The sequence below is a fragment of the Microbacterium sp. K27 genome (assembly GCF_004794435.1).
In the GTDB taxonomy this organism is placed as follows: Bacteria; Actinomycetota; Actinomycetes; order Actinomycetales; family Microbacteriaceae; genus Microbacterium; species Microbacterium maritypicum_A.
Genome location: NZ_SSDK01000036.1, coordinates 112,513 through 131,606, shown reverse-complemented (window position 1 = coordinate 131,606; position 19,094 = coordinate 112,513). Strand labels below are relative to the sequence as shown.

23 protein-coding genes are annotated in these 19,094 nt (G+C 70.7%); 10 read left to right on the top strand and 13 right to left on the bottom strand.

Translation table 11 applies throughout. The annotated features are described in order from the left end of the window. The first annotated feature begins 10 nt into the window (after positions 1-10). Positions 11-1,099, top strand: coding sequence for an alcohol dehydrogenase catalytic domain-containing protein (locus DW307_RS07930; protein ID WP_136024457.1), 1,089 nt, complete (start codon positions 11-13; stop codon positions 1,097-1,099). A 17-nt stretch (positions 1,100-1,116) separates the two neighbouring features. Here the strand turns inward: DW307_RS07930 and DW307_RS07925 are convergent, their stop codons facing one another. From DW307_RS07925 to DW307_RS07915, 3 genes are read right to left on the bottom strand one after another with little or no spacing between them, the layout of a single operon-like run. After that, entirely contained in the window at positions 1,117-1,710 is a 594-nt protein-coding gene (locus DW307_RS07925; protein WP_240750554.1) for a CinA family protein, read from the bottom strand. Then, positions 1,707-2,120, bottom strand: a complete 414-nt coding sequence (locus DW307_RS07920) for a CBS domain-containing protein (RefSeq protein WP_021201205.1) — start codon at positions 2,118-2,120, stop codon at positions 1,707-1,709. Before DW307_RS07920 ends, DW307_RS07925 begins: the two co-directional genes overlap by 4 nt. After that, entirely contained in the window at positions 2,117-2,596 is a 480-nt protein-coding gene (locus DW307_RS07915; protein ID WP_021201204.1) for a hypothetical protein, read from the bottom strand. Before DW307_RS07915 ends, DW307_RS07920 begins: the two co-directional genes overlap by 4 nt. Before the next feature lie 191 nt (positions 2,597-2,787). On the opposite strand from DW307_RS07915, the gene DW307_RS07910 reads away from it, so the two are divergent. The 3 genes from DW307_RS07910 (at position 2,788) to DW307_RS07900 (ending at position 5,190) form a co-directional block, all read left to right on the top strand. Further along, entirely contained in the window at positions 2,788-3,135 is a 348-nt protein-coding gene (locus DW307_RS07910; protein ID WP_021201203.1) for a DUF7882 family protein, read from the top strand. Positions 3,136-3,337: 202 nt separating this feature from the next. Continuing rightward, positions 3,338-4,222: an SDR family oxidoreductase gene (locus DW307_RS07905; protein ID WP_029267494.1), complete on the top strand. Its 885-nt coding sequence runs from the start codon at positions 3,338-3,340 to the stop codon at positions 4,220-4,222. Between the two features lie 50 nt (positions 4,223-4,272). Next, positions 4,273-5,190, top strand: a complete 918-nt coding sequence (locus DW307_RS07900) for an EamA family transporter (RefSeq protein ID WP_136024456.1) — start codon at positions 4,273-4,275, stop codon at positions 5,188-5,190. Here the strand turns inward: DW307_RS07900 and DW307_RS07895 are convergent. Further along, the gene (locus tag DW307_RS07895) at positions 5,162-5,941 is read right to left on the bottom strand and encodes a YidC/Oxa1 family membrane protein insertase (RefSeq protein ID WP_136024455.1); all 780 of its coding nucleotides are present in this window, start codon (positions 5,939-5,941) and stop codon (positions 5,162-5,164) included. The two genes, DW307_RS07900 and DW307_RS07895, sit on opposite strands and share 29 nt — an antisense overlap. Positions 5,942-6,007: 66 nt before the next feature. Further along, complete coding sequence (locus DW307_RS07890) at positions 6,008-6,280, bottom strand: DUF6412 domain-containing protein (protein ID WP_136024454.1); 273 nt, start codon at positions 6,278-6,280, stop codon at positions 6,008-6,010. A 152-nt stretch (positions 6,281-6,432) separates the two neighbouring features. Here DW307_RS07890 and DW307_RS07885 point away from each other — a divergent pair, with 152 nt between their 5' ends. Next, entirely contained in the window at positions 6,433-7,479 is a 1,047-nt protein-coding gene (locus tag DW307_RS07885; protein WP_136024453.1) for an NAD(P)H-dependent flavin oxidoreductase, read from the top strand. 126 nt (positions 7,480-7,605) lie between these two features. Here the strand turns inward: DW307_RS07885 and purU are convergent, their stop codons facing one another. Next, a complete protein-coding gene (gene purU, locus DW307_RS07880) occupies positions 7,606-8,457 on the bottom strand; it encodes a formyltetrahydrofolate deformylase (RefSeq protein WP_021201197.1) in 852 nt (283 codons plus the stop codon). A gap of 116 nt (positions 8,458-8,573) precedes the next feature. Between purU and DW307_RS07875 the strand changes: the two genes are divergently transcribed. Together DW307_RS07875 and DW307_RS07870 are read left to right on the top strand one after the other, a co-directional pair. Then, on the top strand, positions 8,574-9,788 hold the full coding sequence (locus DW307_RS07875; RefSeq protein WP_021201196.1) for a cation:proton antiporter: 1,215 nt from the start codon (positions 8,574-8,576) through the stop codon (positions 9,786-9,788). Beyond that, positions 9,785-10,255 carry a hypothetical protein gene (locus tag DW307_RS07870; RefSeq protein WP_021201195.1) on the top strand — a complete coding sequence of 157 codons (471 nt, stop codon included), beginning with the start codon at positions 9,785-9,787 and terminating at the stop codon, positions 10,253-10,255. The genes DW307_RS07875 and DW307_RS07870 overlap by 4 nt, the downstream gene beginning before the upstream one ends. Positions 10,256-10,284: 29 nt before the next feature. Here DW307_RS07870 and DW307_RS07865 read toward each other — a convergent pair whose 3' ends face one another. The 4 genes from DW307_RS07865 to DW307_RS07850 are packed head-to-tail and all read right to left on the bottom strand — an operon-like array spanning position 10,285 to position 13,681. After that, positions 10,285-11,001, bottom strand: coding sequence for a glutamine amidotransferase-related protein (locus DW307_RS07865; RefSeq protein ID WP_136024452.1), 717 nt, complete (start codon positions 10,999-11,001; stop codon positions 10,285-10,287). Positions 11,002-11,044: 43 nt separating this feature from the next. Then, positions 11,045-11,785, bottom strand: coding sequence for a LysR family transcriptional regulator substrate-binding protein (locus tag DW307_RS07860; protein WP_136024451.1), 741 nt, complete (start codon positions 11,783-11,785; stop codon positions 11,045-11,047). 10 nt (positions 11,786-11,795) lie between these two features. Then, positions 11,796-12,107 carry a hypothetical protein gene (locus DW307_RS07855; protein ID WP_136024450.1) on the bottom strand — a complete coding sequence of 104 codons (312 nt, stop codon included), beginning with the start codon at positions 12,105-12,107 and terminating at the stop codon, positions 11,796-11,798. Continuing rightward, complete coding sequence (locus DW307_RS07850; protein WP_168441004.1) at positions 12,107-13,681, bottom strand: PspC domain-containing protein; 1,575 nt, start codon at positions 13,679-13,681, stop codon at positions 12,107-12,109. The genes DW307_RS07855 and DW307_RS07850 overlap by 1 nt, the downstream gene beginning before the upstream one ends. Positions 13,682-13,795: 114 nt before the next feature. Between DW307_RS07850 and DW307_RS07845 the strand changes: the two genes are divergently transcribed. The 3 genes from DW307_RS07845 to DW307_RS07835 all read left to right on the top strand — a co-directional run bounded on the left by DW307_RS07845 (position 13,796) and on the right by DW307_RS07835 (position 16,997). Next, on the top strand, positions 13,796-15,043 hold the full coding sequence (locus tag DW307_RS07845) for an ATP-binding protein (protein WP_240750552.1): 1,248 nt from the start codon (positions 13,796-13,798) through the stop codon (positions 15,041-15,043). Then, positions 15,036-15,695 (top strand): LuxR C-terminal-related transcriptional regulator, encoded by a 660-nt coding sequence (locus DW307_RS07840; RefSeq protein ID WP_029259996.1) that lies wholly within the window; start codon positions 15,036-15,038, stop codon positions 15,693-15,695. Before DW307_RS07845 ends, DW307_RS07840 begins: the two co-directional genes overlap by 8 nt. A gap of 102 nt (positions 15,696-15,797) precedes the next feature. Further along, positions 15,798-16,997 carry an Ig-like domain-containing protein gene (locus DW307_RS07835; protein ID WP_029259997.1) on the top strand — a complete coding sequence of 400 codons (1,200 nt, stop codon included), beginning with the start codon at positions 15,798-15,800 and terminating at the stop codon, positions 16,995-16,997. Between the two features lie 21 nt (positions 16,998-17,018). On the opposite strand, the gene DW307_RS07830 is transcribed toward DW307_RS07835, so the two are convergent. The 3 genes from DW307_RS07830 to DW307_RS07820 form a co-directional block, all read right to left on the bottom strand. After that, entirely contained in the window at positions 17,019-17,426 is a 408-nt protein-coding gene (locus DW307_RS07830) for a DapH/DapD/GlmU-related protein (RefSeq protein WP_017829277.1), read from the bottom strand. An 80-nt stretch (positions 17,427-17,506) separates the two neighbouring features. Next, the gene (locus tag DW307_RS07825) at positions 17,507-18,280 is read right to left on the bottom strand and encodes a DNA-formamidopyrimidine glycosylase family protein (RefSeq protein ID WP_136024447.1); all 774 of its coding nucleotides are present in this window, start codon (positions 18,278-18,280) and stop codon (positions 17,507-17,509) included. Further along, positions 18,280-19,071, bottom strand: coding sequence for an EI24 domain-containing protein (locus DW307_RS07820; protein ID WP_136024446.1), 792 nt, complete (start codon positions 19,069-19,071; stop codon positions 18,280-18,282). Before DW307_RS07820 ends, DW307_RS07825 begins: the two co-directional genes overlap by 1 nt. Positions 19,072-19,094 lie beyond the last annotated feature (23 nt).

Genomic DNA, 19,094 nt, shown 5'->3' with positions numbered 1-19,094 from the left:
GAGGCCCGACATGGGAACGCTGCTGATCCGTCCTCCCGGACACCGGAGAGACGTCGCTCTGCGCCCGGCGGCGACCGCGATGGTCTGGATCGGCGAGGGCCATCCGCATGAGACGATCGCCGTGCCCGGGGTCGCGCTCGCCGACGGCGATGTGCTCGTGGCGGTCGAGATGTCGACGATCTGCGGTTCCGATGTGCACACCGTGCAGGGCCGTCGATCCGCGCCGACGCCCCTCGTGCTCGGACACGAGAGCGTCGGGCGGGTGATCGCGACCGGCGACGCCGGAGCGCTCACGGTCGACGGCACTCCGCTGCGGATCGGCGACCGGGTGGTCTGGTCGGTCACGGTGTCGTGTGCGCGCTGCGACCGCTGCCTGCAGGGCATGCCGCAGAAATGCCGCGACCTGGGGAAGTACGGACACGACCGCGTCGGCGCGCACGGCGATCTCACCGGAGCCTTCGCGAGTCATGTGCAGCTGCGGGAGGGGACGGCCATAGTGCGGGTGCCGGAGGCGCTCCCCGCCTCGGTGCTCGCCCCCGCGTCGTGCGCCACGGCGACCGCCTGGGCGGCGGTGGCGAGGGCCGCCAAGGACCGCGACCTGGACGGGGCCGCCGTGCGGATTCACGGGGCCGGACTTGTCGGGCTGTCGGCTGCGGCCATCGCAGCCGAGCAGGGCGCGACCGTCGAGGTGCTCGACCCCAATCCGGATCGACGTGCGCTCGCCGCACGCTTCGGCGCGACGGGTCTCGCCCGTGAACCCGACGTGGTGATCGAGGCCTCGGGGCATGCCGTGGCCGAGGCACTCGCGGGTGTCGCGGTCGGGGGAACGGTCGTGCTCGTCGGGAGCGTGTTCCCCGCCGACCCGGTGCCGTTCGATGCCGAGAGCATCGTGCGACGGCTGGTCACGGTCGCCGGTGTCCACAACTACACCGGTGCCGAACTGGCCGATGCCGTGGCCTTCCTCGCCGGACGGGGGCGGGCCTACCCGTTCGCGGATGCGGTCGGAGCGGTGCGCGGGCTGTTCGAGATCGACGCGGCTCTGGCGGCAGCCGCCGGCCCGGGCGCGCCCCTGCGGATCGGGCTCATCCCGGGGCAGTGACGCCCGTATCGCCGACGCTACTCGTCGGCGTCCTGACCGCGCAGGGGCCCGAGCGGGCGGAGCCCCTCGGAATGGAAGGCGAGCAGGCGAACGGCGGCGGCGACGGTCGCGGCCAGGACCTCTTCCGGGTCGCCGACCAGAGCGAGCCTCCGATGACCCGTATCGTCAGCGGTGGCCCAGCCCAGGTAGACCGTCCCCGCGGGGTGACCCCCCTGCGGCTCGGGGCCTCCGACTCCCGTGGTCGACACGGCGATGTCGGCGTCGAAGAGGCGCCGTGCCCCCGCGGCGAGCTGTTCTGCGCACGAGGCGGAGCAGGGATCGGTCCCCGGTGTCAGCCCGAGCACCCGCTCCTTGACGTCGGTCCGGTAGGCGACGACGCCGCCGGCGAACCAGTCCGAGGCCGCGTCGCCGGAGCCGATGGTGTGCGCGAGCAGGCCGGCGGTGAGCGACTCCGCCACCCCGACCCGCAGCGGTCGCTCGGCGGCCAGCTCACTCAGTCGCGCGATGTGGCTGCGCATGCCGGGGCCGCCGCTCGCGCCGTCTGTCTCGGTGTCGTCCGCGTCGTCCGTCTCGGTGTCCGGATCGGCTGTGGGGCCGTCGTGCAGGGTCACCGTGAGATACTCTCCACCGTCTTGCCGGTCGTCGCCGCGGAGAGCGAACGGGCGATGTCCGCCTGACTGACGATCCCGACCAGCCGCCGATCGGCGATCACCGGCAGGCGTCGCACCTGGTTCTCCTGCATCCGATCGAGGGCCACACGGATGTCGTCGTCGGCGTCGACAGTGACGGGCCTGCCCTTCGCGAGAGCGGACGCCGGCGTCGTCTCCGGGTCCATCCCGAGGGCGATCGCTCCGACGACGATGTCGCGGTCGGTGAGCATGCCCTTCAGCTTGCTGTCCTCGCCGCAGATCGGCAGGGCGCCGACATCCAGATCCGCCATCACGGACGCGGCGATGCGCAGCGAATCGTTCACCCCGATGCACCGCGGACTCGGCGTCATCAGATCGCGGGTGGTGGTCATCGCTCTTCGCTCTCGTCATAGTCGGGGCGAGGAGGCTGGAGCGGCTGGTCGGAGTACTCGCCGCCCGCGCGGCCTCCGTACGGGCGACCGTGATCGGCGAACTCATCCCGCGCGAACACGAGAGTCCACGGACCGGCCGTGAAGTGCGCTCCCGTGCGCAGCGTCTCGGAGTCCTCATCGACATGGGTCGCGTCCACACCCAGGCTCGCGTTCGTCTCGCCCTCGCCGTGCATCGTCAACACATACTCGTCGCGGTCGTCGTGCGTGATCGTGGCATGCACGGGGTCGGTGTCGGCGAGGCGCAGCTCGTTGCCGTCGGCCGAGCCGATGCGCACCACGTCGTCTTCCAGGGCGAATTCGGTGCGTTCGTCGTCCCGCGTGATGCGCAGCCGCGGGTTTCCCGCGCCCCACTGGGCGTGGGTGGTCGTCGGCGTGTAGCCCTCGTCGGGACGGTCGTCGATGTGTCGGTCGTTCATGGCATTGCCCTTCTCGAGTTCGAGTGACCCCGAGGCTAGGCTCCGGTCGATGTCTCGCCGAGGGGGTTGACTTCGGTGTATCGAGTCGGCATCGGGCACACCCGCTCGTGAGGGCGGCATCCGGCGGAGGAGTGCGCGACAATGGATCGAAGCCGTCGTCTCGGCCAGGCAGCGACCAAGGAGCACCACCAATGGGAAAGTTCGTCTACGAAGGCGGCGTGAAGACCGAGATCGAGGACCGCGCCCTCACCCACCTGCAACTCGTCATCACCGCGAAGCTGCGGCGCGGCGAGCCGTTCCCGTTCAGCTGGCGCGAAGATGCGAGCGTGGGCGGCGGGCGCACGACCGTCTGGATCCAGCCCGGGAGCTCGCTGGTCTTCAAGTACTTCGGCAGCCGTCAGCCTTCGATCAACCGCGCGTGGATCGAGGCGCTGGCGTTCACGGCGAACGCTCCGAGCGGTCTGTACCTGGTTCCCGAACCGGCCGAGGCCGGCGACGAGCCCGGTGCCGGAGAGGTTCCGGTCACGCCCCCGCTCTGACCTCCGGGGCTCTCCTCGAGCCCACGCACCTCATCGACACCCACCGGCGCGGAGCATCCGTCGGTGGGTCTCGGCGTTGCGCCCCGGACATCGACGGCACCCTGGCGAACGGCGAGATCTGTCAACCCCCTGACGAAGGACGGGACGATCGGGGAGGGTTGCTCCGACGACGACACGTCCGACGAGACGAGGAGGATCGGCCATGACCGACGACACCACCGACCCACGGCACGCGCACCGCGAGGAGGGTTTCCCCGCACAGCACCAGGACCAGCCGGGACTGACCGAGGAGACCAGGCCCGAACCGGACCACGGCGAGCGGACCTACGTCGGCCACGGCCGCCTGGACGGACGCCGCGCCCTCATCACCGGCGGAGACTCGGGCATCGGGCGGGCCGTGGCGATCGCCTTCGCACGCGAGGGCGCGGACATCGCGATCGCGCACATGCCCGAGGAGCAGGACGACGCGGAGGACACCCTCGCCCTGGTCCGCGAGGCGGGACGCACCGGAGTGGGTTTCGCCGGTGACCTGCGGGACGAGGCGTTCGCGACCGAGATCGTGGCGGGGACGCGGAGTGCGCTCGGCGGACTCGACGTGCTCGTGCTCAACGCCGGCTACCAGCACGACATCGACGGCTTCGAGAACCTGGAGACGGAGCGGATGCGCCGGGTGTTCGACACCAACCTCGCGGGAATGCTGTTCTCGGCACGGGCGGCCTACCCCCGGCTCGAGCCTGGAGCGAGCATCATCGTGACCGCGTCCGTGCAGGCGTACAACCCTTCGCCGGGACTGATCGACTACGCCATGACGAAGGCGGCGCAGGTGGCGTTCGTGAAGGCGCTCGCGGAGGAGGCAGGGCCCAGGGGCATCCGGGTCAACGCCGTCGCGCCCGGGCCGATCTGGACGCCGCTGATCCCGGCGACCGGGTGGGACGCCGAGCGGCTGGCGACCTTCGGAGACGACACCCCGTTGGGCCGGGCGGGACAGCCGGCAGAACTGGCCGGGGCGTACGTGTACCTGGCATCGTCCGAGTCGTCGTACACCTCCGGATCGGTCATCGCGGTCACGGGCGGCAAGGCTCTCTGATCTGCGTCGAGGCGGCGGTCCGGCCGGGGGCCGCCGCCTAAGCTTGTCTGGTGCAGAAGCCCGCCGCGTCCAGTCCCCTCGTGGGGGTCGCGCTCGTCATCGGCTCCTGCCTCTCGCTCCCTTTCGGGGCCGCGGTCGCGGCCCAGCTCTTCCCCGTGCTCGGGCCGTGGGGCGTGACCTCGCTGCGCGTCGCGATCGCCGCGATCCTGCTCGCCGTCATCGTGCGCCCGCGACCGCGGAAGTGGACCCGCCCGCAGTGGCTCGCCGCGGTGCTCTTCGGTGTCTCGCTCGCCGCGATGAACGGCTTCTTCTACGCCGCGATCGATCGCATCCCGCTGGGCCCCGCCGTCGCGATCGAGTTCCTCGGTCCGCTCGTGCTCGCCGCCGTGCTCACCCGCAAGCTCGCGGACTTCGCCTGGGTCGGGGTCGCCCTGCTCGGCATGGTCGTCCTGGGCATCGACGGCATGATCGGCGCCGAGCCGCTCGATCCGCTCGGGGTCGTGTTCATCCTCATCGCCGCCGGCTTCTGGGTGATGTACATCCGGATGAGCGCCCGTGTCGGCGCGCTGATCCCCGGGAGCAGCGGACTGGCGATGGGCCTCGTGGTCGCGGCCGTGCTCCTCATCCCGGTCGGTATCCCCGCCGCATCGACGGTCGCGATGGACCCGCAGCTCCTGCTGCTCGCGGCGATCACCGCGGTGCTGTCGTCGGTGATCCCCTACAGCTTCGAACTCGCGGCGTTGCGCCGTCTGCCGCAGCGGGTGTTCGGGGTGCTGCTGAGCCTCGAACCCGCGTTCGCGACCCTCGCCGGGTGGCTCATCCTCGGGCAGGACGCGACACCGCTGCGGATGCTCGCCGTCGGGCTCGTGATCGCCGCGAGCGTCGGCACCACGCTCGGCGTACGGAGGGACCGTCGCGACGGCGGCCCCTCCGGCCCCTTCACCGCGCCGATACCGCTGCCCGACTGACCGCGGGCGTCGGCAGCGGGAACCGCCGCCGCAGGATGACACGCTGCACGAGCGTCCACACCACGGTGACCGTGAGATACAGCGCGGCAGCGAGCGGGACGAACGCGGCGAAGACGGCGGTGAGGTAGTGCATCGCCGAGACGACGCGCAGCATGGCGGGGGAGTTCAGCGGAGAGCCGTCGCCCGCCACCGGTGCCGGACGGAAGACGCGACGGGTGATCTCGGCGACGACGATCATCACCGCCAGCAGCGCGCCGAAGACGAGGAACGTGGCAGTGGTCGCCGTGCCGCCGAAGAGCGCCGACACCAGGCTCGTCCCGAGCGGCGCACCGAACAGGTCGTGTGCGAGCAGTTCGTTCGGGTGCCCCGCGATCTCCGGTCGGAGGAACAGCGTGTAGAGGATGCCGACGACCGGAGCCTGTGCCAGCACGGGAAGCATCCCGGCGAACGGCGACGTGTTCTCGGCCTTGTACAGCGCCAGCGTCTCCCTCTGCAGGCGCTCGGGGTTCTTCTTATGGCGGCGCTGCAGCTCACGCAGCTTCGGGGCGAGGCGCGCCCTGGTCTGCTCGGCCTTGGCCTGGGAGATGCCGACGGGAATGAGCAGCGCCCGCACCAGCAGGGTGACGAGGACCACCGCGAGGGCGGCCGCCGAGGCACCGGCGAGGGGGGTGAGGAGGTCGGAGAGCCCGGTCAGGGCACCGTAGGCGGCGTCGAGGAGGGCGGCGAGAGGGGGGAAGGCGAAGATGTCCATGCGGGTGTCCGTTCGTGGCGTCGGGAAGGGTCGGCGAAAGCCGCGTGATCCCGTCGTGTGAACGGACTACGCGGCGGTCGCGATTCCCGGCGCCCGAGGGCGCGGATGCCCGGCGGCATCAGGATCGCTCTGCGTGAGGAGGGTGCCGATGTCGATCGCGCGCAGCGGATGCGGGGCGTCGGCTGTGGCTCCGGGGCGCACGCTCAGCACGATGGCGAGCGTGAGGGCGGTCACGGCCAGCAGCGCGATCGCGAGGCCGAGGGCCGCCGCATCCGGCATCGAGACGAGACCGAGCGCGGTCGCGACGAAGCTCAGCATCTGCCCGAACCACTCGCTCATGTGCGCGCTCCTCCCTGCGACGAGGGTATCACCGGGGTCTGCGCTTCGCCCCGGCTTCGAATCGCGCGAAGCGTCGCATCGGCGGCTCGAATGCAACCGTTCGCGCGATCCGAACGGGGACGATACCTGCGCCGCGGGCGTAACGTCGAAGCATGAGTGACCTGCGCGCCCTGCTCGGCATCGAGCATCCGATCATCCTCGGCCCCTTCGGCGGGCTCTCCTCGACGGCGCTCACCGCGGCCGTGAGCGATGCGGGCGGACTGGGATCGTTCGGCTTGTACGGCTACGACGGCGATCGCATCCGCGCGACCGGGGCCGAGCTGCGTTCCCTGACCGATCGACCGTTCGCGGTGAACATCTGGCTGCCCAGAGGCGATGAGGTCGAACCGAACCCGCAGCACACGGTGTTCGCGCAGGCACTTGAGCCCTTCTACGAAGCCGTGGGGGTCGAGGTTCCCGGAAGACCCGAGCGCTATACGCCCTCCCTCGATGAGCAGCTCGACGCCATCTGGGAGATCGACCCCGCGGTGCTGAGCGTGGTGTTCGGGGTGCCCTCCGACGCGCTGGTGGAGGAGGCCCGACGTCGCGGCGTCCGGATCGTCGGCACGGCGACAACGGTGGCGGAGGCGGTCGCGCTCGCCGCAGCAGGAGTGGATGCCGTGGTCGCCACCGGCGCGGAGGCCGCCGGTCATCGGGTGTCGTTCCTGCGCCCTGCCGAGGAGTCGCTCGTCGGGACGTTCGCCCTGATCCCGCAGGTCGTCGATGCGGTCGACGTGCCCGTGATCGCCGCGGGAGGCATCACCGACCGGCGCGGCGCGGCCGCGGCGTTCGCTCTGGGCGCCACCGGTGTGCAGGTCGGTACGGCCTTCCTCGCGACGGCGGAGTCGGCGGCGAACCAGGCGCACCGTGACGCGATCCGCTCGACCGCCGCCGACGAGACCGTGCTCACGCGCGCGATGAGCGGACGCCTCGCCCGGGGTGCGCGCAACCGCGTGGTGCGGGCGATCGAGGCGAGCGGCACGATCGCGCCGTTCCCGATGCAGAACTGGCTCACCGGACGTTTTCGCACAGCGGCCGGCGAGCAGAACCTGGGCGCGTTGCAGTCGCTGTGGATGGGGCAGGCCGCGCCGCTGGTGCGCCATGAAACCGCCGCGGACGTGTTCGCCGAACTGCTCGCGGGGGTTCCGGGGGCTCCTTGATGCTCGCTGACGCTCGCTCTGCGGCGTTCCGGTCGCAGTTCCTGCCGCGCTGACGGCCTCGGAGCGACAGGGAGTGCGACCGGAACCCTCGCGAGCCAGACGCTGCTCCACGAGCCAGACGCTGCTCTAGAGGATGACGGTGGACTTTCCGTGCACGATCACGCGGTCCTCGGCGTGCCACTGCACGGCGCGGGCGAGCACCAGGCGCTCGACGTCGGCACCGCGGCTCTGCAGCTCGGCCGCCGACTCGGAGTGGGTCACGCGCGTGACATCCTGCTCGATGATCGGTCCCTCGTCGAGGTCGGCGGTCGCGTAGTGCGCGGTCGCGCCGATGAGCTTGACGCCGCGATCCTTGGCGCGCGCATACGGGTTCGCCCCGATGAACGCGGGCAGGAACGAGTGATGGATGTTGATCACCGGGGCTTCGAGACGGGTGATGAAGTCGTCGGTGAGGATCTGCATGTAGCGGGCGAGCACGACCAGGTCGACGTTGCCACGCAGCAGTTCGAGCTGTCGCTCCTCCATCGCGGACTTGTCGCCGGAGGGGATGTGCACGAACGGCACCCCGAACGAGCGGACGGCCTCCGCCAGGTCGGGGTGGTTGGAGACGACCATCGTGATGTCGATGTCGAGCTGTCCCCGCTGGGTGCGCCAGAGCAGCTCCATCAGGCAGTGATCGTACTTCGAGACGAAGATCGCGACGCGCTTGCGACGGGCCACGTCATGCAGCGACCACTCCATGCGGAAGCGCTCGGCGACGACCGCGATGTCGGCCTCCAGTGCGGGACGCGCGGCCGCCAGCCCGTCGAGGTGGATGACCGTGCGCTGGAAGAAGCGGCCCCCCTCGGAGTCGGTCGAGTGCTGATCGAGCGAGATGATGTTCGCCCCGTGCTGCGCGAGCACGCCGGCCACGGCGGCGACGATGCCGGGCTGGTCGTCGCAGGCGATGAGCAGGCGGGCGGTATCGGGCTGAGACATGGGGGCTCCTCGAGGGTGTGCATCGATTCTGCCGTGGATGCGCCGAGCGGGCGAATCGCGAAAGATCACCCGCAGCGCGTCACCCGCGAGGCGGCGGGCTCACCTACCCTGAGAGCATGGAAGCGAGCGACCTCGGTCTGGTGCTGATCCCCCTGCTGGCGGTCGCCGCGCCGTTGCTCGCGCGTGGTGTGCGACCCGTGGTGCGGGTGCCCATCGTCGTGTTCGAGCTCGTGCTCGGCATCCTCGTCGGCCCGGCCGTGCTCGGCTGGGTCGAGCCGGGACCGCTGCTCGAGAAGCTCAGCGACTTCGGCCTGGCGCTGCTGTTCTTCGTCGCCGGAACCGAGATCGACTTCAAGATGGTCGCGGGCAAGCCGCTGGCGCGCGCATCGCTCGGGTGGCTGCTCAGCGTCCTGCTGGGCATCGGGCTGGGGTTCTTCTTCGCGCCGGGGGAGGGCATGGTGGTGATCGGCATCGCGCTGAGCTCGACCGCGTTGGGCACGCTGATGCCCATCCTGCGCGATGCCCGCGAGCTCGACACCCCCTTCGGCCGTGCGATCAGCGCGATCGGCGCGGTCGGCGAGTTCCTGCCGCTCATCGCGATCTCGATCTTCCTGAGCACGCGGACGACGCCGATCGCCACCGTGATCCTCTTGACCTTCGTCGTGCTCGCCGGTCTCGCCGTGCTTCTCGCCAATCGTGTGCCGCATGGACGGCTGCACCGTATCGTGCGCGCCACGCTGCACACCTCCGACCAGTTCGGCGTACGCTTCGTGATCCTCCTCATCGCCGCGCTCGTCGGCCTCAGCGTCATGCTCGACCTCGACATGCTGCTCGGCGCCTTCGTGGCAGGTGCGATCTGGCGCATCATCATGGCGCGCGCCCCGAAGAAGGACGCGGAAGAGGTCGAGAGCAAGATCGAGGCGATCGCCTTCGGTTTCCTCGTGCCGATCTTCTTCCTCTACACCGGCGTCACCTTCGACCTGCAGGCGCTGCTCACCTCGTCGTCCGCGCTCGCACTGGTGCCGATCTTCCTGGTCGCCCTGCTGGTGATCCGTGGATCGGCGGCGCAGCTCTCTGTTCCGCACGGTGCGAGCGTGCGCGATCGGGCGGCCCTCGGGCTCCTCGCCGCGACCGGCCTGCCGATCATCGTCGCGGTGACGGCCATCGGCGTCGACCAGAAGATGCTCGACACCGGCACGGCCGCGGCGCTGGTCGGGGCCGGCATGCTGTCGGTGCTGCTGTATCCGCTCATCGGCATGACACTCCGCGGCGATCGCGCCGAGGTCGTCGGGCCGACGCACGCCGCCGAATCCACGCAGGGAGAACTGTGACCACCGCATCCGCCCTCCTGACCCAGGCCGCGAAGGACCTGAAGGACGCTCCGAAGGAGGGCCTCGGCGAGCAGCGCGACTCCCGGTGGCGCGGGCGTCGCATCGTGCGGGTCGGCGCGGCCTGGCACCTGGGCGTGCTGCTGCTGACCGATACGCATGCGCTGGCCACGAATGAAGTGTTGCGCGCCGCCGACCCCGGTCGCCGCGGCTACACGGCCGAGTCGGCGAGGGAGCGCGCCGAGCGCCGTGCCGAGGCCCTGCGCGGCGGCTTCGACGAGGGCGACGTGGTGCACGTGGGGTGGAGCGTGATCGACGTCGATGCGGTGGATGCCGGCGGTTCCTCGGGTCCGCTCGCCCTCATCGATGCGGTCCCCTCCGTGCGGTGGAGCACCGCCGGTGGATTCATGCCGCTGGAGGCATACCTGCGCGAGCGCGTGGCGCTGCTGCGCGACTCCGCGTCGAGCTGACGCCGGCGAAGCGACTCCGGCGGACCGACTCAGGCGAAGGTCTCGGCGAATCGGCGCAGGAGTGCTGCGCCCTCGGTGACGGATGCGGCGAGCACCTGCTGCTGAACCGCGTCGAACTCGTCGGGGTCGAAGTAGCCGGTGGTGCGGTAGAAGGTCATCCGGTCGGCGAAGTCGCGAGGGGTGGGCTCGGGGTGGAACTGCGCCGCATACAGGTGCGTGCCCACGCGGTAGGCCTGCACAGGGCAGACCTCGTTCGTCGCCAGCAGCACCGCACCGGGAGGCACGTTCGCTGCGCTCTCCTTATGCGCGGTGAACACGGTGAGGGCGGAGCCGCTGGGACCGAAAACCGGGTCGAGCGCGCCCTCGGGGGTCGTCTCGATCACGGTGGCGCTCGCGGGCTCGGGGGTGTCGGTCACGACGTCGCCACCGAGCATGCGGGTGACGACTCCGATGCTGAAACAGGTGAAGAACACCGCGATCTCCGTCGCCATCGCCGCATCGGCGAGAGTCCGCAGATCGGCTTCGACGCGCATCTGCTCCGCAGTCTTCACGGCGTCGGAGACGTTGAAGGGCGAGCCGCCGACCACGACGCCGCGGTAGCCGCGCAGGCGCTCGATGTGCAACGGCGTCTGCAGCAGGTCGAGCCGGTCGACCACGTCCACGCCCAGCGCCCGCCGGAACGAAGCGTGCTCGGCATCCGCCGCCCCGATCTCGGGACGCACGCAGATGTAGAGAAGCGAGGCCATCAGGAGATTCTAACGAGCGTGCGGCGGTCGGCCGTCGCGGTCGTCAGCGCGAGGAGTTCGCCGTGCGGCCGCGGACGATGCCCACGAACGTCTCGACATCGGGTGTGGTGCGCTCGCGGGGCCAGGCCAGGGCCACGGTCGAGGTCGGTCCGTCCGTGAGGATGCGGTGGTCGGCGTCCTTGCGGTGGTGCTTGCGGGCGAGCGACATCGGGACGATCACGATGCCGACTCCGGATGCCGCGGTCGCGATCGCGTCATCGGTGGGCAGCGCCGCGAACGTCGCCGGGAGTGCGCCCGGGAGATCGAGGGGACCGAGCACATCGTCGGTCAGCGCGATCACGATCTCGCCCTCCAGGTCTGCCGCCGTGAGGTCATCGGCCGCCATCAGATGCGAGTCCGCCGCGGCGACCACGACGGGGAGCTCGTCGTAGAGCGGGATGATGTGCAACGACTCGTCCAGGAGGGGCAGACGCACCAGGGCGGCATCGAGATCGTCCAGCGCTGCCCGCGAGGACGCCGCCTCGATCTCCACGAGTTCGAGCGGAACGTGCGGCATCCGCTGCTTCCACGCATCGACCCACCTGCCCGGCGTCGCGCCGGGCACCGCGCCCAGACGGAAGGTGCGGGGTGCCTCGGGTTCGGGCTGCGGAGAGTCGAAGACCACCTTGGTGGTCTTCTTCTTCGGCTTCTGCGGGGGGAAGCGCTCGGCAGGAGCGGCCTTGTTCCGGCGAACCGGTGTGCCGCGGCTTGCGCCCTTCGCGGGCCGTCTTCCCTGATTCGCCATGGGGACCAGGCTACTCGGCGAGCGGCCCCGGCACCTCCGGCGACGCAGCGGGGGTCGCGGCCGCGAGCTTGCGCTGCGCCCGGCGGATGAGTCCCGTGGCGCCGCCGACGAGCAGCAGCACCCCCGCGGTCAGCAGCAGGATCGTGATGATCGTGGGCGGGGTCAGAGTCAGGAGCGCCTCCGCGACCGCTTCTCGTCGGGCTTCGTCGGCGAGCGCCCAGAGGGCACCTCCCGCGACGGCGGCGAACAGGAGCCCCCAGATGATGGCGGCCCAACGGGTGCGGGGCGGGGTGGTCGTCTCGGTGATCGTCGGCGTGCTCATCACTGGTCTTCCTTCGCGGGCTCGATGACGATGACGGCGATCTCGCCGCTGGTCTGATGGATGGTGACCGGCTGGACCGTGGTCGTCGAGGCGTTCTCCGCGGCGATCTTCACCGACACGGATGAGCGTCCGTCGCGTTCCTCGACGGGCCAGACGCCGCTGTCGACGATCCCGCCTCTTTCCTCGTCCTGCCGCGTCCAGGAGACGGTGGCCGTATCGACGGTGGCGCGCAGATCGAGCTCCACTCCCGGCTGCACATAGATGAAGGTGTTCCCGGAACCCTTGTCCACGACGATCGACCGGGGGCTGTCGTCGTGCGGGTTCAGCGTGACGTACACATCTCCGAAGGGCTGGCGCACATGAGCGGGCGCGTTGTTGCCGATCGAGGCATAGCCGAGTGTGACGCCCGGGAAGGCCGAGAATGCACCGGCCACCAGTCCGCCCACCAGCGTGAGCACTGTCGCGAAGGCCAGGAAGCCGCTCCGCCGACGGAACGCCCCGGCGACGATCATCCCGAGGGCGAGGATGAGGGCGGTGGCGAGCAGGCCCAGTGCCCCGCCGAGGGCTTCCCCACCGGCGACGAGACCGACGGCGGCACCCGTGATGATGGCGAGGCCGATCATGGTCGCGGCGAAGGCGAAGCCCGCTCGCGGGTTCGATGCGCGGCGGATGCGGCGGCGCTCGGCCGCCTCCGCGGCGAACACGGCGGCCTCAGCCTGGCGCTCCCGGCGCAGCTGGTCGCGGGCGGCCCGTTCGACATCCTGCTGCTGGCGCCGCCACGCTTGATCCTGTTCCTTCCAGGCGGCATGCTGGGCGCGCCACGCCTCGAGGGCGAGAGGGTCCTGGGATCCGGGCGGCAGCGGGGCCGGCGGCGCCGGCGGGGTCAGCCCGAGCCCGGCATCCGGCGCGGCGGGCTCCGTCACGGTGTCGGCAGCGGGGAGCGCCTGCGTGGAGAGAGTGGCGTCCGCCCCCTCGGCGGTACCCGAACCGTCGAGGGGAGCGGACGCGGCCGGGGCCGTCTGATCTGCGGAAGCCATCGGCAGATCGGACGCGGAAGCTCCCGGCGTGCGGCTGGCCGCGCGCAAGATCAGGAAGAGCAGGCCGGCGACGAGCACCAGCCCGAGGATCCAGCTGATGAGGGACAGAGCGGACCAGCCGTCGTATCCGAGCCCGAACAGGCGGCCGGCGAGGGGCGCGGTCGGGAACAGGCCGATGACGCCCATCGCCAGGATGCCCCACTGCACGGGCTGGTAATCGCGGCGCAGGAGGTCGCGCACGTGCACACGTCCGTCGATGTCGGGCAGCAGTGCCCAGGCGGCGGCGTAGAGGAAGATCACCGGCAGTCCGAACAGGGCCGCGACCACGAGCACACCCCGCACGATCAGCGGGTCGATGCGGAGGCGGGCGGCGATGCCGGCGGCGACACCGCCGAGCCAGCCCTCGGAACGGGCGACGCCGAGACCGGCGACCCAGAGCAGGAAGCGATCGGCACCGCGCGGGATGTCGGTGCCCGGAGCGCCGACGGCCGGAGCGGCGGGGTCGGCGGGGGGTGGGGGCGCAGTCGGAATCGTCATGCTTCGATCCTGGCGGCGACAGCGGGATTGCTGCCATGGGGGGAACCCCTGAACGGACCCTGATTCCGGGCAGGGGAGCCCCCGGAGCACACGTGCGGGTGATTGGATTGCCACATGTCCTCTTCGGCGCACGTTCCCGCGCGACCCCCGCGTGCCGCGGCACCGCCGCGCCCGCCGTTGAGCCGCGATCGCGACTGCCTGGTCGCCGGCGTCAGCACCGGGCTCGCGCGTCATCTCGGCGTGCGGGTGTGGACCGTGCGGACACTGTTCATCGCCCTCACCCTGTGCGGCGGCGCAGGAGTGCTCCTCTACGCCTGGTGCTGGATGTTCACGCCGTGGGAGCAGGGGGAGGGTGCGCCGACGAGGCGGATGCCGGTGGCCTGGCTGCTGCTCGCTCCCGCGGCCGTGGGAATGCTCGTCGTGCTGGTCTGGCGCGGGGGCAGCGACTGGTTGAGCGGATCGATCCCGCCGGACCTCGCCGCGTTGGTCGTGGGCGGTACGGCGGCGTTCGCGACGGGTGCCGGGCTCTGGGCCACGCTGATCGACCGCACGGACACGGCTCGAGGACCCCGGCACACCCTGAGCATCCGGATCCTCTCGATCCTGCTGCTGGCTCTGCTGTTCATGATCCTGCTGTCCTGGCCCGTCGCCAGATCCGGCGTGGCACTCGTGCTCCTTCCTCTGGGCGGACTCGCGGCCGTGGTGTCGTCGACGTTGATCCCCCGATGGCGCGAGCTCTCGGGTGAACGCGTGCGCCGCATCCGCGAGGAGCAGCGCAGCCAGATGGCCGCGCACCTGCACGACTCGGTGCTGCAGACGCTGGCGCTGATCCAGAACAGGGCGGGGGCCTCCAGCGAGGCCGCGCGCCTCGCCAGGGCGCAGGAGCGCGAGCTGCGTGCGTGGCTGTACGACGGGGACGCCCCGGCCGACAGCGACCTTCCGACAGACCTGCGCGACTATGCGGGAGCGCTCGAGCTCGACTATCCGGTGCGCATCGACGTGGTCTCGGCCGGACTGTCGACCGAACGTGCGAGCGGGGAGCTCGCGGCGGCCGCCAGGGAGGCGATCCTGAACGCAGCCCGTCATGCGGGTGGCGAGATCTCGGTGTACATCGAGGGGAGCGCTTCGGGCGTCGACGTGTTCATCCGTGACCGAGGTGCAGGGTTCCGCCTCGACGACGTGCCCAGCGATCGGCTGGGCGTGCGGGAGTCGATCATCGGGCGCATGCGGCGTGCGGGTGGCAGCGGAGCGGTCCGCAGCGACGAGAACGGCACCGAGGTGCACCTGCGGATCATGACGGGCCCGCTCCAGGATCGCCCGGCCGCGCGGCCGGCACCCGCTCGGGAGGAACAACGTGGCTGACAGCATCCGGGTCGTGATCGTCGACGACCACTCGATCTTCCGCTCCGGCCTGCGTGCCGATCTCGACGCGGGCGTCGACGTGGTCGGCGAAGCGGCCGACGTGCCCTCCGCCATCACCGTGATCGGCGCGACACGGCCGGATGTCGTTCTTCTCGACGTGCATCTGCCCGGCGGAAGCGGCGACGATGCGGCCGGCGGCGAAGCCGTGATCCGCGGTTCGGCACCCACCGGCGCACGGTTCCTCGCGCTGAGCGTCTCGGATGCGGCGGCCGACGTGGTGCGGGTGATCCGTGCGGGGGCCAGGGGCTACATCACCAAGGGCTCGTCCGGCATCGAGGTCAGCAGCGCGGTGCGGGCGGTGGCCGAGGGAGACGCCGTGTTCTCGCCGCGACTCGCCGGCTTCGTGCTGGACGCGTTCGGGGCGGTCTCCGGAGAGACCGCCACCGCGACCGACGAGCTCGACCGGCTCTCGGCGCGCGAGCAGGAGGTCATGCGCCTCATCGCCCGCGGGTACGCCTACAAGGAGGTGGCGTCGGAGCTGTTCATCTCGATCAAGACGGTCGAGACGCACGTGTCATCGGTGCTGCGGAAGCTGCAGCTGTCGTCGCGGCACGAACTCACCGCATGGGCGTCGGAGCGGCGCCTGCTGTAGTCGTGGCGCAGAACCGGCTTGTGCGTCGCTCCGATTCGCGAGACTCTGGCCTTGAACGAACCGGGCGCCGAGCCATCGGCAGCACAGCGGGACGGAGCGAAAATGAGTGCAGGAAGAGCATTCGGAGCGATCGGGGCCGTCTCGTTGCTGGCTTTCGCCTTCGCATTCGCCTCGCCGCCACGGCAGGCTTCGGCCGCCGAGATCGGGGACGTGTTCACTTCGATCACGATCTCGCCGGTGCTGGGAACGCCGTGGCAGCAGACGAGTGATCCCACGTCGATTCCCGATGGATCGCTCGTCGATGTGTCGTTCGCCTTCACCCTCCCCGACGAGGCCACAGCCGGCGACACCGCCACCATGACGTTCCGGAGCTCTGGAGGCGTCACGACGTCGGTCGCCGACCTGGCGCCCTTCCCCATCCTTTCCGCGGACGGTGAGACGATCGCCATCGGCACCGGGGCAGGCGACACCGTGACGGTGACGTTCGCCGCGTACGTGGACACGCATACCGCCGTCAGCGGTTCCGGGACGTTTCAAGCCAGGGTGAGCGCCTCGGCCGCCGCAGCGACGCCGTCGGCCTTCGGCATCCCCATCGCGGTGTCCAGTGGCGAGTTTCCTGCAACGGTGAGGATCTATCGCATCACCGACGTCAGTACCGAGGCCGTAGGCGTACATGGAACGGTGCTCGACGACACATCCCTCGAGTGGAGGTACTTCAGCGCTATTCCGCTGTACAACCTCGATCTCGCCCTGATGGATGGTGCCAGCGTCGTGGATTGCGCGGCGCTGCATCTCGAATACCGCGACGCCGCGTGGACGCCGGGAGATCCGTATCCGAGCGACGCGCAGTTCGGTGCGCCGGTCGGTATCCCGACCGCGAGTTGCACGCCCGTGTCGGGGGGACTCGATTCGGCCACGCAGGTCGTCAGCGTCGTGCCGGAAGCACAGGTGCCGGCCGGAACGCTCCGCGAGTTCCGGCTCATCGCCGGCATCACTTCGGATGAACAGCCCGAGTTCCAGGCGGTGCTAGCGACGAGCGATGCGGGGTCCACGCAGACCGTCTCGTTCGTCGGGTTCGCGGAACGTCAGACCGCACGCGGCGTCGGGCAGGGAACACTCATCCCGCTCCCGCCGGAGCCTGACCCGGACACGTCGGATGGCGGTACATCGCAAGCCGACACGCTGGCGGACAGTGGACTGTCGCCGAGCGCGCTACCGGGACTCGGCGTGGTACTGGTCACGCTCGGTGTTCTGGCGATCACCGGCTCACGCCGGTTCCGGCATCTGGAAAGGCAGCAGTAATGCTGCCGAGGGCTCGGGCGGTCAGGCCGCGAGCCACAGGCCCTTCTGGTCCGTCGCGATGGTGAGTCCCGCGGCGACCGTCTCGTCGTCGCCGATCCTGGCGCCGCGGACGATGCGCGCTCCGGCGCCGATGTCGGTGCGGACACCCACGTAGGCGTGATCGCCGATCGCCGCACCGTGGCCGACGTGCGCGTGCGCGTCGACGAACGCGCCTTCGCCGATCACGGCATCCTCGTCGATCCAGGCGCCGCGGGCGATCGTGGCCCCGGCGCCGACGCGCGCCCCCGGTTCGATATACGCACCGGCCTCGATGTGCGCTTTCGGGTGCACCTTCGCGCCGTGCGCGACGAGACCCCGGCCGTTCGCGTGCTTGCGATACCGCAGCGTCGCGCCCTGGTCGTTCTCGATGTCGACGTAGTTCTTGCCCACGATTCCTCCCGTGCTCCGGAGTTCTCCGGATATATCAACAACCACGGCAGAGGCGGATTCATTCCCGCGGATGGATGTGGTCAGCGCTGGCAGGAGGGGCACCAGAAGGTGACGCGCTCGCGGGTCGGATCGGCGCCCTGCTCGCCGCGTCGGATGAGGGTTCCGCAGCGTCGGCACGGGCGCCCGGCGCGACCGTACACCCAGGTGCCCTGACCCGGGCGATCGATGCCGGTGAAGGTGCGGTGGCGGCGGTCGCGATTGGCGCGGATGGTGCGGACGCCGAGATCGATGAGGGCGGACACATCGACGTCCGGCGTCGGCGTGGTCGGCAGGATTCCGCGCAGGAACAGGAGTTCCGCAGCGTACTCATTGCCGAACCCCGCGACGTTGCGCTGATCGAGGAGCGCGACATGGATGCTGCGCGTATCGGCCCCGAGACGCCTGACCGCTTCGGCCGCGTCCCAGCTGTCGGCGAGGGGATCCGGCCCCAGGTACCCCACGAGCTGGTCCTCGTCGCGCGTGGCGACGACCTCGATCTCGGCGATGTCGACGCCCACGGCTTCACTCCGCGGTGTGCCGACGACGGCGCGCACCTTGAACGCCGGGTGCCGCCACTTCTCTCCCGGGCGGTACGCGAACCAGGCGCCGTCCATGCGCAGATGCGAATGCAGCGTGCTGTCGCCGATGCGCATGAGCAGATGCTTGCCGCGGGGAACCACGCCGTGCACGGGCTGCCCGGTCAGATCGAGCGTGGCGAACCGGGGGACGCGGAGGTCGAAGCGGGTGACCTCCGCACCGGCCAGCGCTTCGTCGAGGCGTCGGGCCGTGCGGAAGACCGTGTCGCCCTCGGGCATCAGGAAGCCCCGAGGGGCGGGGGCGGCGTCGGGGTCGTCGTCGTGGGCAGCGCAGCGGTTCCGGCGCGGGTGAGCATGTCCCGCGCGAGCATGGTGCTCCCGGCGACGGCGGCGGGCATGATCGCGACGGCGCCGCCGGGGATGAGGAAGCAGAGCTGGGTCGCGACACCGAAGCCGAGCACCCGTGCGCGGCTGCCGGAGAACAGCACGGCTCGGTCGGTGGGGCTGAGGTCGCGGGCGTCGAAGGCGCGGCCCGTCAGTTCGCGTGCGAGCAGTCGACCGGTGAGCACGACACCGGCGATGGGGCCGAGGAATCCACCGACGGCCGGGATGAGGCCGATCAGCAGTACGAGGATCGCGATCAGGATGCCGAGCAGCACCAGTCGGAGCCCTTCGCCGAGGGCGCTCCAGAAGCCGCCGCCGTCGGCAAGGGGAGCGTCACCGAGATCGACCTCGACCGCGTGCCAGATGCGCTGATAGAACGGGTCGCCGATCGTCAGGGTCAGAGCGCTGAACACGACGCTGGCCAGGGCGAGCGCCGCCGCGACGATCACGAAGCTCACTGCGGACCGCAGCAGTCCGCGCCACGGTTCGAGCCACCCCTCGGCGAACGGCGTCAGCCAGGTGGAGACCGACGGCAGCGAGATGATCAGCGGCACGAGTGCGGCGGCGAGCAGGATCAGCGCGATGATCGCGGGGATCAGTCCGAGCACCATGAGACCGGGCCGCGTGCGCCACAGGCCGAATCCCCGCAGCAGCGTACGGATGCCGGCGGCGAACTCTCGGATCATGGCTTCCAGCGTAGAGGCATCGC